Source organism: Terribacillus saccharophilus, assembly GCF_002272745.1.
In the GTDB taxonomy this organism is placed as follows: Bacteria; Bacillota; Bacilli; order Bacillales; family Amphibacillaceae; genus Terribacillus; species Terribacillus saccharophilus_B.
This window is the reverse complement of the sequence record NZ_NPBD01000014.1, coordinates 42,967-59,565: the sequence shown is the minus strand read 5'-3', so window position 1 is coordinate 59,565 and position 16,599 is coordinate 42,967. Positions and strand designations below refer to the sequence as shown.

Sequence of the window (16,599 nt, the reverse complement as noted above, 5' to 3'; positions counted from 1 at the left end):
TTATTTTTTACGATATATTGGATTAGGCTTCTCACTGCTAATCTGACAGGAAAGGCCATTCGTTTCAATACTGATTGTGCCGCCCTTAGCTGTTGCATAAAGTACAGCCCCTGATTTTTGCAGATTACGGACGACCTCTTTCGTCGGATGTCCTAATTGATTATCTCTTCCATACGAAACAACTGCATAATCTGGCCTCACTTTCTTCAGGAAAGCGAATGTGTTGCTTGTCCGGGAACCATGATGCGCTACCTTATAGATCTCCGATTCCACTTCATAATTATGTTTCATCCTATACTCCTGCTGTGATTCAGCGTCACTCATAAGCAGAAAATCAACCGTACGATAAGTCAGTCGCAAAACGATCGAGGCCTGATTGTTCGTTGCTTTTGGATGATTGGCATTTAATACTTGAATAGACAGAAGCGGGTCAACCGTTATATAGGAACCTTCTTTGGCGATGGTCACCGGGATTTCTTTTTCCGCCAGAATCTCTGTATAGCGCTGATACGTCCTCGTTGTATACAGCTTACCGCTATCTAGTACTTGCTTCACCTTGAATTTCTTAAGTACCGGCAGAAGTCCGCCTATATGGTCGATATCCGGATGCGTGGCTACTAAAAGATCCAATTTCTTTACTCCCCTGGCAGAAAGCTCCGATATCACCTTCTCCCCTGACTCCCCGTCTCCTCCGTCTACGAGAATATTATAATGTGATGGTGTTTGTATCAGCATGCTGTCTCCTTGACCGACATCAAGAAAATGCACCTGCAGCTTCCCTGCTTCGTCGGTCTGCGAAAAAATATAGTCCCATATGCCGCTTCCGCCTTCCGCTGCTGTATTCATCGGGAATCCAAACAACACGCAGAGACATATAAAACATACCCATTTCTTCATTGCGTTCCGCCCCCTTTTTCATAGGATGCAGTCCGCTTACAGTTCGTATGCACCAATACTTGTCTCCTAATTTTAACAATCGATTGGACATGCTATACTAATAACAATTGAAAGGAGCGACGAATCATGTTTACACATCGCATTGACTCAGCCACTTATATGAAGCTTTTGGAACCACAGGACAGCGACAAGCTGTATCAGCTGATCGACAGTTCCCGTGAGCACCTACGGCAATGGCTGCCTTGGGTAGATCAGAACACGGCCGTCGAGCACAGCAGACAATTCATCCAGCATACGCTGGATCAGTTCGCATCAAATAACGGATTTACAGCAGGGATATGGTATCAGGGCGCTTTAGCCGGAGTAATCGGCTTTCATAAGATCGACTGGCAGAATCGCTCTACTAGCTTAGGATATTGGCTGGGAGAAGAGTATACTGGTCTTGGCCTGATGCAAAAAGCAGTCAGTAAATCCTTGGACTATGCCTTCCTTGAACTTCGATTGAACCGGGTGGAAATCCGTTCAGCCATCGGAAATGTACGAAGCAGAAGAATTCCGGAAAAGCTCAACTTCACCCTTGAAGGAACAATCCGTCAAGCAGAAAAGCTTGTTTATGGTTATGTAAATCATAATGTCTATGGCATGCTTTTGGAAGAATGGGAAGCAAAAGAAAACAGCAAAACAAATGATGATGAGGCCAACGGATAAGTATTTCTTATCAAATTAATTACAATTGCATTACATGTGTTTAGTCTCATCTCCAACGGGCTATATATGCAGTAAGGAGATGAGAAGAACAATGGAGAAGAAAATGCATATTGTATCATCGACAGATGACAACTACGCACAGCACTTGGGTATGACATTGAGTTCTTTACTTGAAAACACTTCAAACCCTAAGGATTTTGTCATTTCAATCATCGATGGAGGAATTAGCCAAGAGAAGAAACAGCTGCTGAAGGAAACTGCAGCTGCCTACAAGACACCGCTTGATTTCCTTGATGTAAATTTGGATGCCTACGGAGGTGCAATTGCCAGCCGCCATATCTCAAAAGCGGCTTACTATCGTATATCCATACCTGAAATGATGGATCCAGCTATTGAACGGACGCTGTATGTTGATTGCGATATGCTGGTACTGGATGATGTCAAAAAACTCTTTGAGGCCGATACGGAAGGCAATATCATTGCAGCTGTTGGAGACTTTGGGGAACACCGCCGTCTGGAGAAAATGGGAATCACGAAAGAAGATCGTTATTTTAACTCCGGTCTGATCCTAATTGATATGAAGGCTTGGCGTGATAATGATATTACGAATAAGGTGCTGACATTCATCAACGAAAACCCGGATAAGCTAGCTTGGCATGATCAGGATGCCCTAAACGCCATCCTGTGGAATGATTGGCTCATGCTTCATCCGAAATGGAATGCTCAGACACACGTTATCCTGAAAGAATATAAAGCGAAATCACTTAAGGAAGAACGAGTGCTCCGGACAGTAAGAGAAACACCTTCAATTGTCCACTTCTGCGGAGAAGAAAAACCATGGCAGGAAGGATCCATTCACCCTTATACGGATGGCTACTACGAATACTTGGCGAAGACAGCATTTAATAAGACTTCTGCCCAATCCAAAAATTCCTTATATGTATAAACTGTTTGTAAAACCGGAGTTAAGAAAACTCCGGTTTTTTCTATGGTCATTCCGTGTATGTTACACTAGTACCAAAGGAGGTGCTTCAGCTGAAAGCTAGACGCACACTATATGCTGTGCTGCTGCCGATCGGTATAGCAATAGTCGCACTATTCATTTTCCGCTCTTATTTTTACTTCCCCAGCACCGTGTTTGGCGAATCCATGGCTCCTACATTGGAAGATCAAAACAAAATCCTCATCAGCCGAATTGGAGAAATTGATCGTTTTGATGAAGTTGTATTTGACGCACCAGATCAGGATGCAAGCTATGTAAAGCGTGTGATTGGCATCCCTGGTGACACGATTGAATACAAAAATGATGTACTTTATGTAAATGGCAAGAAGCATGCAGAGCCTTACCTGAAAGAAATGAAGGAAGCAATGCAGGAAGATGCTTTATTTACAAATAACTTCAAACTTCGTGATGTTATAGGAGAAGATACTATTCCTGATGGGCACCTGTTCGTCATGGGAGATAATCGCAGAAACAGCAAGGACAGCAGGATGTTCGGCTTAATCCCGCAAAGCTCAGTCATCGGAGAAGTGAAGTTCCGCTATTATCCATTCCCTCAAATGGGATTAACCAATTGAATAAATTAAGTTGACGAACAGTGCAGGCATTTGCACTGTTTTTTTATTTTTTCCGAATTCTGGTTGACTTTACAGTTACTTGGTTATATAGTTAGTTACATAAGTAATTAACCAACTACCCTAGAACTTTAAAGGAGCATATGTATGCTTGATGATTCGAAGCCGATCTTTATCCAGATCAAAGAACAACTAGAAGATGCCATCCTCAACGGCTCCATACAAATTGGAGAACGGGTGCCCTCCACCAATGAATTCGCTCAACACCACAAAATAAATCCAGCCACAGCAGGAAAAGGTATCAACCAGCTAGTAGACGAAGGTATATTATTCAAGAAAAGAGGCGTAGGTATGTTTGTAACAGAAGCAGCTCAGAATATTCTTTTGGAAAAGCGGAAACAGCAGTTTTTTGATGCTTATATCGTTCCAATGAAACAAGAAGCTAGTAAGCTGCATATCCCCAAGGAAGAAATTATCCGTATGCTCAAGGAGGAAGAGTAAAAATGACGATTGTAGCTGATAACCTGATTAAAGAATACAGAACTGCCACAGCTTTGAAAGGAATTGACCTTCAAATTACAGAACCGAAAATCTACGGCCTGCTAGGTAGAAACGGTGCCGGAAAAACTACCTTTATGCAACTGTTGGCTGGCTACGACAAACCGTCAGGTGGAGATTTACGCATAAATGGGATGAAACCTTTCGATAACCGAGCTGTTACAGAGAATATTTGCTTTATCAAGGAAGCCGATAATTTTAAAAAGGATCTTACTGTTCATCAAGTGCTGAAAATCTCCTCGTTGCTCTATTCCAATTGGGATAAGGAGCTGGTTGCTGACTTACTAGAAGGATTTGACTTAGACAAAAGACGACGAGTAAAAAATCTATCCAAAGGTATGGAGTCCGCTCTCGGTATCATTGTTGGTTTGGCAAGTAAAGCACCAGTTACGATGTTGGATGAACCTTATATCGGACTTGATGCCGCATCTCGCGCTTATTTTTATGAAGTACTGCTGGAAGAATTCCAACGTAATCCCCGGATTATCATCCTGTCCACTCACTTAATTGATGAAGTCAGCAATTTGTTCGAAGAAGTGATTATATTTAGTAAAGGCAGTATCCTACTGCATAAAAGTGCAGAAGAACTCCGAGCTCAAAGCTTTTGCATCTCAGGACCGGCAGCACAGGTCAAAGCCTTTACAAACGGTAAACAAGTCATTAAAGAAAAAAGCTTTGCTGGAACGACACAAGCATACATGCTATCCACAGAAGCGCTTGACTTAACTGGTGACCTGGCAGTTTCAGGGGTTCCGCTGCAAGATATGATGGTTCATTTAACCGAAAAAAGAGGGGTCCGTGCATGATGAAACAAATACAAGCTTTACTATATTTCTTTGCTGTCGATAGCAGACGCACCGTTACCGTTTTCTGTTCTATCCTGCTGTTCTGCATCATGGTTTTATCCGTACTAGGCGTTGCTGTTGCGGACTTCATGTATATCTCCATCACAGCACCAGCATATATCTTCATGGTCATCTTTGGCTTTAGAACTATCCAAGAAAGCCTCCCATTTGCTATCAAGAGGGGTGTCACCAGAAAAAGTTACCATATAGCCGTTGGTATTTTCATTTTGCTGATTAACTTTGTAATGATCGCTTTCCTTGCCGGAGTACAATTATTACTGAATGCTGTGTTTCAGGCAGCTAATATAACGAACATCCGTATTATCCGCCCAATTGGAGCAAGCACTGAGCTGAAAAGTATTTTTTATAGTTTGCCGCTGGATTATGCTATTTTGCTATCTGCCTTTGCTGCGGGACTCTTATTCGGTATCATCGCTTATAAATTTGGTTTTCTTGGAGGCGCAATACTCGGAGGCATTGCTTTAATTGGTATAACCGTCTCTTTGACTAGCCCGGAGCGATTAATTGACTTGATTACTTGGATGCAGGACTTAGCTGTACTTCCAGCATTCGGACTGGTATGCGCAATAGCAATCGTATCCTATGTAATAAGCTGGATTTTTATCCGCACGAGCACCTCCCAGCCTACCGCATAAAAAAAGAGACTCATGCCAAAGGGCGTGAGTCTCTTTTCTATTATTTACTTACTACAGTAATTTGTTCATCAACCAAATTTACTACCATACTGCTTACATTCTCTTCTTCAAGAATATAATCAGTAATCTTATCCTCTACTTGGTCCTGGATGACTCGGCGCAATGGACGTGCACCAAATCGAGGATCATAACCTTTTTGCGCAAGGAAGTGTTTCGCAGCTTCTGTCACTTCAAGCTGGTAGCCTTCTTCTTCCATGTTCTTCGTCAAATCAGTTAGCATAAGCTCGACGATTTGCACCAAATCTTCCTCTTTCAACGCCTCGAAGCTGATGATAGAGTCGAAACGGTTCAGGAATTCTGGTTTGAAGTAAGCACCTAGCTTTTCAATAACAGATACAGCTTCATTGCTGGAATTCGTAAAGCCGACAGAAATCTGTTTATCTCCTGTTCCAGCGTTACTTGTCATGATAATGACGGTCTCTTTAAAGCTTACTTTACGGCCTTGGCTATCAGTCAAGTGACCGTCTTCCATGATTTGCAGGAACATATGCTGTACATCCGGGTGTGCCTTCTCGATTTCATCCAATAGAACAATCGTATAAGGATTACGGCGAACACGCTCTGTTAGCTGACCTGCTTCTTCATGTCCAACGTATCCTGGAGGAGAACCGATCAGCTTCGCAACAGAATGACGTTCCATGTACTCACTCATATCCAGACGGATGAAGGATTCGCGTGTGCCGAACATCTCTTCAGCCAATGCACGGGTAAGTTCTGTCTTACCAACACCAGTCGGACCGACGAATAGGAAGGAACCGATTGGGCGCTGTTTGGATTTCAATCCAGCTCGGCTGCGGCGGATTGCTTTGGCAACCCGATCAACCGCCTGCTGTTGTCCGATAACTTTGCTGGACAGGTTAGCAGCTAAGTTTTTCATTTTGTTCTGTTCTTCAGACTGGATTTTTGTCACAGGGATACCTGTTTTTTCTTCCACAATCTGCTGAATGACCTCAACCGTCACTTCGGCTTTGTCTTCGTTTTTTGGTTCTTCGAGCTTTTGTTCCAACTGAATTTCTTCCTGACGAAGATACGCAGCACGTTCATAATCCTCGCGCCCTGCAGCCTCTTCCTTCTCTTTCGCAATCTGGGCAAGACGTGTTTGAATCGCATCTTCATCGGTCGTTACCGTAAGCAGATTGATACGGGATCCAGCTTCATCGAGCAAATCAATCGCCTTATCCGGTAAGAAACGGTCCTGAATGTAACGTTGAGACAAGCTCACGCTCGCTTTGACGGCATCTTCTGTGTAAGAGACTTGATGATACGCTTCGTATCTCTCTTGCAATCCTTTTAAGATATCCAATGCCTGTTCTGCTGTCGGTTCTTTTACGATGACCGGCTGGAAACGACGTTCAAGCGCTGCATCTTTTTCGATTTGACGATACTCTTTCAAGGTTGTTGCACCAATCAGCTGCAGCTCACCTCGAGCCAATGCTGGTTTTAGGATATTACCTGCATCCATTTGGGAACCTTCGGCGGTACCAGCGCCGACTAATAGATGAATCTCATCTACGAACAGAATGACATTTTTACGCTGCTGCAATTCTGAAATAAGCTGTTTCATCTTTTCCTCGAATTGACCGCGCACACCAGTGTTCGCAACAAGTGAAGCAACATCAAGCAAGTAAATTTCTTTATTTTGCAGCTTCACAGGTACATTGCCTTCAACAATCTGTAGAGCTAGCCCCTCTGCAATTGCTGTTTTACCTACCCCCGGCTCTCCGATTAAAACTGGGTTATTCTTATTGCGTCGGTTCAGCGTCTCAATGACACGTTTGACCTCTTGTTCACGGCCGATGACTGGATCGATTAGACCAGCACGCGCGCCATCTGTCAGGTTCTTACCGAGTGAATCAAGTAATCCTCCGCGTCCGCGGCCATTGCCGCCAGCTTGTGTTTGTTGGTTGTCACCAGCCTGGAAGCCGGATTGTGCTCCACCAAACATATTCTTAAAGAAATCATCCATTGTTCCGCCATTGGAAGCGAAACCAGCAGGATTTTTAGACATATTTTTCATTTCAGTATAGCAAGTATGGCAGAGCTGTAATTGCTGTTTTTGGTTATTGAATTGCATTAACAAGTTCACGTTTGCTTCTCGTTCACCACAATGTTGGCATTTCATAATTACAATTACCTCCCCAATAGGTTAAATAAGTTTATTTGGTCAAGTGTCTTGTTTTGACTTTGACTATCTTTGACCTTGTGACTTTATTATAGTCTGACCTTCTTTGACTTTCAAGTGTTATGCTTTTATTTTTTATATTTTTTTTAGAAAAGATATTAAGGCTAATAATTAAGGAAGAAATACAAAAAAAGCACCGCCTTTATTAGGCGATGCTTCTAGTTACTTTGCATTTCGTTTTTCTTGATTACGCAGTTCAACTCGTCTGATTTTACCGGAAGAAGTCTTCGGTAATTCTTTGACGAATTCTATTTTACGCGGGTACTTGTAAGGTGCAGTTGTATTTTTCACATGCGTCTGCAATTCCTTCACAAGGTTTGGATCATTCTCATCTACGCCTTCACGCAGGATGACGAATGCTTTAACTACATTACCGCGGATTTCATCCGGGCTTGCTACAACTGCACATTCTGCTACAGCTGGATGTTTTACTAAAGCATCCTCCACTTCGAATGGTCCGATTGTATAGCCAGAGCTGATGATAATATCATCACTGCGGCCTTCGAACCAGAAGTAGCCATCTTCATCGATAGAAGCTTGGTCACCAGTGACAAAGTAGCCGTTGCGTTCCGCTTGCTGACGACGTTCAGGTTCACGGAAATATGTTTTAAACAATGCAGGACTATCGAGTTTCAAGGCGATGTCACCGACTTCACCTGTTTTAACACGATTACCGTCCTCATCAATCACAACAACTTCATTTCCTGGAGTCGGTTTACCCATTGAACCTGGTCTTGGTTCCATACCTTTCAAAATACCAAGCAGCAATGTGCTCTCTGTCTGTCCATAGCCGTCACGTACAATAATGTTGAAATGCTTCTGGAAGACATCAATTACTTCCCGGTTCAATGGTTCACCTGCTGATACCGCACTATGCAGGGCACTCAAGTTGTAGCTGCCAAGATCAGTTACTTTTGCCATCAGACGATATTCCGTCGGTGTACAGCAAAGTACATTGATTTTGTAATCCTCTAGTAGAGAAAGGTAAGTTTTTGCATCGAATCGTCCCATGTAGACAAAGCCTGTTGCCCCAGTTCCTAAAACAGAAAGGAATGGACTCCATACCCATTTCTGCCAGCCTGGTGCAGCTGTTGCCCATACGATATCTCCTTTGGAAGCAGACAGCCAGTTTTCTGCAGCTGTCCGTAAGTGTGCATATCCCCAGCCATGTGTGTGGACTACACCTTTAGGATTACCTGTCGTACCGCTCGTATAGGACATTAATGCAATATCTTCTCTAGAAGTCTCTACTGTTTCTAGTTCTGCTGACGCTGCCTCTTTAAGCTTCCCGAGGTCTTTCCAGCCATCGACAGTTCCACCTACTGCAAGTTTGATTAAACTATCTTGATTCTCAATATCATCGAATTGCGCAGTAAAGGCATGATAACTGATAATGCTCTTCACTTTTCCATGATCGATACGATATTGTAAATCTTTCGTCTTCAGCATTTCGGAGCCAGGAATGATCACTAGTCCGAGCTTCAAGGCTGCTGCATAAATGTGATACGCCTCAACGACACGCGGTACCATTACTAGTATCGCATCTCCTTTTTTTAAGCCCAGTTCTTTCAGAACATTACCTGTGCGGTTTACATCCTGGAATAACGTTTTATACGTTACTTCCTTCTTATTACCCGCCTCGTCCATCCAAATGAGCGCCTTACGATCTTCATCTGTAACGAATCGCTCCATTTCATCAACGATGTTGTATTGCTCTGGTGCAATCAAATCTTTTCTTTCCATACTTACGCCTCCTAAATGGCTGCCTGTTTTAACTAATGCATTTATTATAGCAGACGAAAGCGCGACTTCCCAGTAATAATTGTTACCAAATTATAAAACTTGATATTAGTATCAGGTCTCAATACTTCTCCAAAGCGCCATAGTCGCATAACTGCGGTAAGGAGCCCATCTTTCCCCTCGAGCATGTATTGCTGCAGGAGTCGGCTTTTCAGTGAGATTGTCATAGAATTTTAGTGCATTTTGTACCCCGATATCAGCAGCTGGTAATAAGTCAGCACGCCCTAATCCGAACAGCATCCAGTTTTGTGCAGACCAGCTTCCAAGACCCCTGATCTTCGTCAGCTCTGCAGCTATTTCTTCATTAGATAGTACAAAAAGCTGTGTGAGATCCAGCTTTCCTTCTATAATAAGGCGACTTGTATCAATTACATATTCAGCTTTTCTTTGTGAAAACTGCATCTTTCGTAAGTCATCATACGTCAGGGAAGCCACGTTCTCCGGTGATGGATAAAACCAAATATCATCCTCTTTTGTTCCGAACGCTTCTACGAACCGATTCGACAATGTGTACGCAAACTTCAAATTCAGCTGCTGGTGGATGATTGTCTTCATCAAGCAGTAGTATAAGTCAGTATCCTTTACAATAGGCGTTCCTGCATGCGCATAAAAAAGTCGCTCCAGATCCGAACCAACAAAATGAGCAGCTACTCCGGCAAGATCAATATCCCATTGGAGCCAGTTTTCCACCCAGGAAAGTATGTCTTCCTGTTTAGAAGAATCTGCAGAAGATACTTTGATATACGGCGCTGTGATTTCTCCGCTGAACTGAAGCACGATGATATGCCGCGAACCATCACCTAATACAACAGGAAGCTTCACTATATGCTCTTTTACATCAGCAACATTCAGCTGATCCATACCCCATCTCTTCATCAAGTAATGATAATCATATGTATGTGATCCTTTAAGCTGCTTTTCCCACATTGCTTAGCCTCTCCTATCCCACATTTTTTATCGTAAAATCAATTACATCCTTCATCACTTTCGTTAATCGCTTATTTTTATGCCAAAGCAGTTTCGTTGTAGGCTGTTGAATCTGTACATCTAATCGAACAGAACTCAATTCACCTGTTCGCAGCTCTTTTTCCACTGTCATGAGCGGCAAATACGATAAACCTAAACCAGCCATTACGCATTGTTTGATTGCTTCAATACTACCGAATTCAACGATATTTTCCGGATGCAAATTCTGCTCTTTTAATGCTTGTTCCAATTCCGTTCGATAAGCACAGCCTTGCTCCGTCAAAATCAAAGGATGTTGCATTACCTCTGCCAAACCTGCTGATGGCTGCACTGTCAAAGGGTGACTCGTAGATCCCACCAAGACAATACTTTCTTTTAAAAGAGAGACTGATTCCAGCAAATTGTACGACTGTTCCTGATCCATGATAAATGCCAAGTCCAATGTACCATCCTGGAGCATCTTCTCCGAAGTCTTACTTGATGGAATAGGTTTCAAAATGACTTGTATCTGCGGATAATGTTCACGAATAAAATGAAGCAGTGCAGGTAAACGGTACACGCATTGACTCTCACAGGCACCAATTAATAGCGTCCCTCGCTCCTCCATACCTTGTCCCAATTCTTCACGCATTTCGTCATGCATTGCCAGTATTTTTTTGGCATAGGTCTGCATTCGGGTACCTGCTTCCGTTAAATAAATCCGTTTTCCGAGCCTTTGGAACAGGTCCACTCCATATTCCTTCTCTAGCGCTTTTATTTGTGCAGTAACACTCGACTGAGCGTAGTCGAGTATCTGAGCTGTCTTAGTGAAATTTAGTGTTTCAGCCGCCACAGTAAAAGTCTTCAAATGGTTGATGTGCAATACTGCCACTCCCTAAATCGCTTTTTCCGATCATAATAATCAAATTATTCAGCTTTTCCTATGTATAAGTGCAGTATACACTTTTTATATAAATATTGGAAAAGTAAAAGGAGGGAATGCAATGAAGGATTCACCAAAAACATGGCAGGACTACTTCATGGAAATCGTCCACGCTATCATCCAAACAAAATAAAAAAGCTGATCCTATTCGGATCAGCTTAAAATTGCGTAATGGCTTTCGGGAGGATATCTTGTTTAACCAAGTCATCCAGCGTACGGAAGGAATATCCTTGCTTCTTCAATTCAATAATCAGTTTTTCCAATGCAACGGCATTATCCTCGGATACAGAATGCAGCAAGACGACTGCTCCTGGATGCATTTGGGCCATTACTTGATCATATGCGTACTGCCAGCCTTTCTGTTCGCCAGTTTTCCAATCTGCATAGGCAAGTGACCAGAATACATTTGTATAGCCAAGATCTTCAGACCATTTCAGTGAACGGGCACTAAAGGTACCTCGGGGTGCCCGCAAATAGTGCATGTCGTCCTGATCCGTCAATTCAGCCACAGCATCCTCCAGCATCTCAAGCTCCTGCTGCATCTTTTCTTTAGAAACCTTCGTCAGATCTGGGTGATGATACGAGTGATTACCGACAATATGTCCTTCGTCGACCATCCTTTTTACCAGATCAGGTGCTGATGATACATAGTGACCTGTAATAAAGAAAGCAGCCGGCACATCGTGCTTCTTCAATACATCCAGGATATCTCCTGTATAGCCTTGTTCATAGCCGTTATCAAATGTAATATATACTGTTTTCTCACCAGAATCATCTAGATAATAGCTGTGATATTCATTCAAAAGCTGGCCGTATTTGCCGACTTCGGGTATACTGCCATCCTTGCTCTTAACAAATCCCCATCCATAGCTGACAGGACTTTCTGCAGATGCAAACGATGGTGTGATCAGCAGCAGACAAAAAAGCAGAATTATTGATTTCCATCGCATATGACACACTCTCCTTAGAACTAGATTGTGCCAAATCAGCTTCTCCTATGCGGTGTAAAAATTAGAAAAGACCGTGCAGCAGCACGGTCTTATTTTAGTTTATTTTCCATTTCATCGAGCATCCGAAGCATTTCATCGATTTCCTCTAAAGAAGTCTCTTCCGGTTCGATACTATCCAAATAATCCATGAATGCAGACAGACGCTGCTTCAAGTCATCCACTTTACTCGTTGCCAAAGATAAAACTCCTTTACCGCATTATCTGGCTCCAGTATACCACAGTGTTATTCGTTATTGAACGTTGAAGGTGAAAGACAGATGATCTTGAATCGGAATCCAAGCTCCAATTCCCTGTTTGGTAACATTTTTTACAACAATCTGCTTTCTTGAGCCTTTTAATTCCAGGTAAACTTCCCCAAAAGTGATTGTACCCTTTTCATTAACTGCCGGTGCGTACGCAGTAAGAATACCTGATTTATTCAAAGGCACACCGTAGGCATTTTCCTTATTCGTACCTTTTCCTATTACTGTTTGGAAGGAAAGCGGAAGCTTTGTGTTCTTCTGAGCCTGCTGCAGCATCATCAGCTTGATATCTCTAGGGTTATCGATTTCAGCTGTCAGCCCACCCTTCACGTAGCGCTCTTCCTGCTGTTCATAATTCATTTGTTTCGCCGATTCTCCACCTGCATTGCTCAGCTGGTTCGTATTCACTTTTTGATATTGCCAGTTGATATTTGTTTCTGCAGACTGGTATTCGAGCGGCCAATGCCCCATATAAATCATCCCTCGGTACCCAATCGCGAGTGGAGATGGTTTCAGCGTCGATTCATTTAATATGCGAATCAGTTCTGGATTCTGGATGACAATTGCACTGTCTTCCGTTAGTTCTCTGACAAGCTCACTAGGTTCCAGTACAATTTGATCCTTGTTTGAGTTCGGATAAGTATTTTCTTTAGAAATATTCAATACGTGATTTGGAATTTCCGTATCCTTTTTCTGTACATTCTCCGCTTTCCCGGCTATGGAGAAAGGAAGAGTCAGTAAAGCCAGTGCCATGATTGCTATGAGAATTCTAGCGTATTTCATAAAGAAAAGCCCCTGCCTTTCAGATTTTTTTCTAGTATCTGAAATAAGGGGCTATCCTATACATTTAATAATGGTTCAAATGAATTACTTCCAATCTTTCTTCGATCTCGATGCTATCTTTGACTGTTTGCACCATGGAACAGTTGTTGTGTGCAAGCTGGAGGTTCTTCTCCAACTGCGCTTTGTCCAGATGAAAACCGCGTACAACGAAAGTCAACGTAATCTTAGAAATACGGTTTGCTGCCATTTCATCCCGTTCTACCTCTGCTGACACTTCCATATCATCAATCTCAAGCCTCTGTTTCTCCATAACTTTACGAAAAACAGACGCACTGCAGCCTGCTATCGAGGAAACCATTAGCTGATAAGGCCGGATACCGAATAGCTCATTTCCGTCTATATCCAAAGTTTGATGTGGTAGTTCGATACGGAATCCATGCTGCTTCATTGTCAGCTTCAATTTCCTCATCTCCTTGCGAATTCTTTATGCATTATATTCCCTGTTGGATGATTTTCTAACCTCCATCCATCCGATTGACCAAAACCAGGAAAAACTATACAGTAGGATTGGGAAATCATCTTACATACAGGGGTAATAGACATATGAGAAATGCGTACAGTTTTTGGATTTTAGTCAGTATTGTCGCAGTCTCCGGTTTCAGCCAAGGGCTGCTGCTTCCGCTGATTGCCATCATATTCGAACAGGATGGTCTTTCCTCATCTATGAATGGTCTTAACGCAGTAGCCATCTACATCGGTATCTTACTTGTATCGCCATTCATGGAAGCTCCGTTGCGTAAATTCGGTTATCGGCCAGTCATTATGACAGGCGGACTAATCGTCGTCGTAGCACTTCTCGCTTTTCCATTGTGGAAGTCATTTTGGTTCTGGTTTGTTCTGCGTTTGTTGATTGGTATTGGTGACAATGCCCTTCATTTCGGCACCCAGACATGGATTACATCATCATCACCTGAAAAAGTACGAGGTCGGAATATTTCGATTTATGGACTTTTCTTTGGAATTGGCTTTGCTGTCGGTCCGCTTATGACTTCACTTGTTAAAGTTTCAGAATCTTTGCCATTCATTTTATCTGGTGCTCTTTGCTTGATCGCCTGGTTCACTCTTTTCCAGCTGCGGAATGAGTTTCCAACAGAAGAAAACACGCAATCCGCACAGCAGCAAGGACTTCTGAAGCGGTTCGGCTCGACCTTGAAATATGCATGGGTCGCTTTCCTGCCGCCGCTTGGCTATGGCTTCTTGGAATCTTCCTTGAACGGAAGCTTTCCTATCTACGGCCTACGTCAGGACATAGGTGTATCGGAAGTATCTATATTACTTACTGGGTTCGCCATCGGCGGGATCGTTTTTCAGATACCGCTTGGTATGCTCAGCGATAAGTTTGGTCGTAAGTACACACTTTTGACCGTAATACTTCTTGGGACAGTCTTTTTTGGGACTGCTGCATTTACAGAACAGCATTATATAGCCCTGTTCATATGTTTATTTGCAGCCGGCATGTCTTTAGGTTCCACCTTCTCGCTTGGCATAAGCTATATGACAGATCTGACTCCAAGGCATTTGCTGCCGACAGGCAATTTGCTTTGCAGTATATTCTTTAGTATTGGGAGTCTAGGCGGACCTTATATCAGTGGGGTATTTATTGAGAAAATGCCAGATCTTAGTTTCTTCTTCATTATGACGGTCATTTTCGCGGGTATCTTCACAACACTGCTTGTTCACGCGATTTTTACCAAACGCGCTGTTGTAGCCGAACAGTAAAAGGGATGCGCCCGCTGGGCACATCCCTTTTAATTGATATATCGGGAGAATCGCTTCTCCAAACGTTCCTGGAAATAAGAAATGATGATACAAAGCGGCCAATACACGAGCGCCACCGTAATGTACATTGTCATGGAATCAAAGGTACGGCCAGCTACAATCTGCGCCTTCTGGAACATTTCTGGCACCGTAATTACCGCTGCCAGACTCGTCGCTTTCACCAAATCAAGGAATACATTTGTAAGCGGCGGCATCGCTACTCGTGCTGCTTGCGGGACAATGACCCGAGTCAATGTCTGCCAGTAGTTAAGACCAAGTGCATAGGAAGACTCCCATTGACCATAGGCAATACTGTTTAGCGCCCCTCTGTTTACCTCGGCAATATAAGCAGCACTATTCAACCCGAAAGCGAGAACAGCACAGGTGAAAGCATCCAGCCTGATTTGTACGACAGGCAATCCTTGATAAAGAATGAACAAAAATACCAATATCGGCGTCCCGCGCATAAAGGAAATATAAAACCGCGCAGGCCATCGAAGGAGAAAGAATCTGGAACTGCGGCCGATCGCCAAGAAAAAACCAAGGATCAGTCCCATAGCCATACCAGCGAAAGCAACTGCTATCGTCATTGGCAGTCCTTCGAGTATGAACGGAAGGTTCTTCCATGCTAATTCTGCATCAAAGAATTTGCCGATATCCACCAGCTCAAATGGTATCATTTCTCTTCTTCCTGCTGCTGTTCCAATACTTCATCTATTGTCGGAATATCCTCATCCGGCTGCTTTGAAACGTCCGCCCCACCGAAGAATTCCTCTGAAAGCTTCGTCAATGTACCGTCTTCCTTCATTTCACTCAGAACCTTGTCCACTTGTTTCTTTAATTCTGTTGCATCCTTCGGCATGATGGCAGCGTTGGCTGTTTCATCAAATTTAAAATCAGGATGGATAGTTATATTGAAGTCCGAGAATGCTTGCAGTGCCAGAGTTTGAAGATAATAATCATTGATGATCAAATCTGTACGTCCATTATCGACATCACGTAAATAAACATCATTTGTTGTATTACCATACGCAACTACATCAGCACCTAATTCCTTAGCAATTTCACTATAGCCAGTTGTTGCCTCACCGCCAGCCTTTTTACCTTTCAGGTCCTCTAATGAATTGATGCCGGAAAGGTCATCTTTACGAACAATCATTGTTGTGTAGGAATACTTGTACGGTTCACTATACGCGAATTTTTCCATCCGCTCATCCGTCACACCAATATCATTGGCCGCAAGATCAACTCGTCCGTTTTGGACCGAAGCAAGCATGTTATTAAAATCAGAAGTCTTGAATTCCACATCCAAATCCAGACGTTTCGCGATTTCTTTAATTACCTCTACATCATATCCAGTAATGTCATTCGAACCTTCCGGGTAATAGCTTGCCGGATACAAAGTTCCAGACGTACCAACCGTGATTTTCCCGGAGTCTTGAATAGCTTCCCAAACTTTATCTTCCGATGCTTGCTCAGCACTATCATTATCAGAAGAACCGCAAGCACTTAAAACAAGGACAGCCAGCAAGCTGCAAAATACAAGTAATCGTTTCTTCATTATAATGTTTCTCCTT

Annotated in this window: 18 protein-coding genes; 7 read left to right on the top strand and 11 right to left on the bottom strand. The window is 42.9% G+C overall.

What is annotated here, in order from left to right:
• Complete coding sequence (locus CHH58_RS13935) at positions 1-897, bottom strand: ComEC/Rec2 family competence protein (RefSeq protein WP_095230657.1); 897 nt, start codon at positions 895-897, stop codon at positions 1-3.
• A gap of 126 nt (positions 898-1,023) precedes the next feature.
• Here CHH58_RS13935 and CHH58_RS13930 point away from each other — a divergent pair, with 126 nt between their 5' ends.
• From CHH58_RS13930 to CHH58_RS13905, 6 genes are all read left to right on the top strand, one after another.
• Positions 1,024-1,605, top strand: a complete 582-nt coding sequence (locus CHH58_RS13930) for a GNAT family N-acetyltransferase (RefSeq protein ID WP_095262700.1) — start codon at positions 1,024-1,026, stop codon at positions 1,603-1,605.
• 91 nt (positions 1,606-1,696) lie between these two features.
• Positions 1,697-2,551, top strand: a complete 855-nt coding sequence (locus CHH58_RS13925; RefSeq protein ID WP_249275141.1) for a glycosyltransferase family 8 protein — start codon at positions 1,697-1,699, stop codon at positions 2,549-2,551.
• Positions 2,552-2,667: 116 nt separating this feature from the next.
• The gene (gene lepB, locus CHH58_RS13920) at positions 2,668-3,183 is read left to right on the top strand and encodes a signal peptidase I (RefSeq protein ID WP_430980844.1); all 516 of its coding nucleotides are present in this window, start codon (positions 2,668-2,670) and stop codon (positions 3,181-3,183) included.
• A gap of 144 nt (positions 3,184-3,327) precedes the next feature.
• The gene (locus CHH58_RS13915) at positions 3,328-3,681 is read left to right on the top strand and encodes a GntR family transcriptional regulator (protein WP_095230659.1); all 354 of its coding nucleotides are present in this window, start codon (positions 3,328-3,330) and stop codon (positions 3,679-3,681) included.
• 2 nt (positions 3,682-3,683) lie between these two features.
• Entirely contained in the window at positions 3,684-4,544 is an 861-nt protein-coding gene (locus CHH58_RS13910) for an ABC transporter ATP-binding protein (RefSeq protein ID WP_095234424.1), read from the top strand.
• Positions 4,541-5,239 carry a hypothetical protein gene (locus CHH58_RS13905; protein ID WP_095262699.1) on the top strand — a complete coding sequence of 233 codons (699 nt, stop codon included), beginning with the start codon at positions 4,541-4,543 and terminating at the stop codon, positions 5,237-5,239. Before CHH58_RS13910 ends, CHH58_RS13905 begins: the two co-directional genes overlap by 4 nt.
• 40 nt (positions 5,240-5,279) lie before the next feature.
• On the opposite strand, the gene CHH58_RS13900 is transcribed toward CHH58_RS13905, so the two are convergent.
• From CHH58_RS13900 to CHH58_RS13870, 8 genes are all read right to left on the bottom strand, one after another.
• Entirely contained in the window at positions 5,280-7,421 is a 2,142-nt protein-coding gene (locus CHH58_RS13900) for an ATP-dependent Clp protease ATP-binding subunit (RefSeq protein ID WP_095234425.1), read from the bottom strand.
• 222 nt (positions 7,422-7,643) lie between these two features.
• Positions 7,644-9,224: an acyl-CoA synthetase MbcS gene (gene mbcS, locus CHH58_RS13895; RefSeq protein ID WP_095230663.1), complete on the bottom strand. Its 1,581-nt coding sequence runs from the start codon at positions 9,222-9,224 to the stop codon at positions 7,644-7,646.
• 111 nt (positions 9,225-9,335) lie between these two features.
• Positions 9,336-10,208, bottom strand: a complete 873-nt coding sequence (locus CHH58_RS13890; RefSeq protein ID WP_095262698.1) for a DNA-3-methyladenine glycosylase family protein — start codon at positions 10,206-10,208, stop codon at positions 9,336-9,338.
• A gap of 13 nt (positions 10,209-10,221) precedes the next feature.
• Positions 10,222-11,109 carry a LysR family transcriptional regulator gene (locus tag CHH58_RS13885; protein ID WP_170937637.1) on the bottom strand — a complete coding sequence of 296 codons (888 nt, stop codon included), beginning with the start codon at positions 11,107-11,109 and terminating at the stop codon, positions 10,222-10,224.
• Between the two features lie 218 nt (positions 11,110-11,327).
• Positions 11,328-12,119 carry a delta-lactam-biosynthetic de-N-acetylase gene (gene pdaA, locus CHH58_RS13880; RefSeq protein WP_095230666.1) on the bottom strand — a complete coding sequence of 264 codons (792 nt, stop codon included), beginning with the start codon at positions 12,117-12,119 and terminating at the stop codon, positions 11,328-11,330.
• An 89-nt stretch (positions 12,120-12,208) separates the two neighbouring features.
• Complete coding sequence (locus CHH58_RS18475; protein WP_164072015.1) at positions 12,209-12,355, bottom strand: SE1561 family protein; 147 nt, start codon at positions 12,353-12,355, stop codon at positions 12,209-12,211.
• A 54-nt stretch (positions 12,356-12,409) separates the two neighbouring features.
• Complete coding sequence (locus CHH58_RS13875; RefSeq protein WP_095218716.1) at positions 12,410-13,204, bottom strand: YfkD famly protein; 795 nt, start codon at positions 13,202-13,204, stop codon at positions 12,410-12,412.
• 64 nt (positions 13,205-13,268) lie between these two features.
• Positions 13,269-13,673, bottom strand: a complete 405-nt coding sequence (locus CHH58_RS13870; RefSeq protein WP_430980843.1) for an OsmC family protein — start codon at positions 13,671-13,673, stop codon at positions 13,269-13,271.
• Between the two features lie 134 nt (positions 13,674-13,807).
• Between CHH58_RS13870 and CHH58_RS13865 the strand changes: the two genes are divergently transcribed.
• A complete protein-coding gene (locus CHH58_RS13865; protein WP_095233384.1) occupies positions 13,808-14,983 on the top strand; it encodes an MFS transporter in 1,176 nt (391 codons plus the stop codon).
• A gap of 29 nt (positions 14,984-15,012) precedes the next feature.
• Here the strand turns inward: CHH58_RS13865 and CHH58_RS13860 are convergent, their stop codons facing one another.
• Together CHH58_RS13860 and CHH58_RS13855 are read right to left on the bottom strand one after the other, a co-directional pair.
• A complete protein-coding gene (locus CHH58_RS13860) occupies positions 15,013-15,702 on the bottom strand; it encodes an amino acid ABC transporter permease (RefSeq protein ID WP_095230669.1) in 690 nt (229 codons plus the stop codon).
• The gene (locus CHH58_RS13855; protein ID WP_095233383.1) at positions 15,699-16,583 is read right to left on the bottom strand and encodes a transporter substrate-binding domain-containing protein; all 885 of its coding nucleotides are present in this window, start codon (positions 16,581-16,583) and stop codon (positions 15,699-15,701) included. The genes CHH58_RS13860 and CHH58_RS13855 overlap by 4 nt, the downstream gene beginning before the upstream one ends.
• Positions 16,584-16,599: the final 16 nt, after the last annotated feature.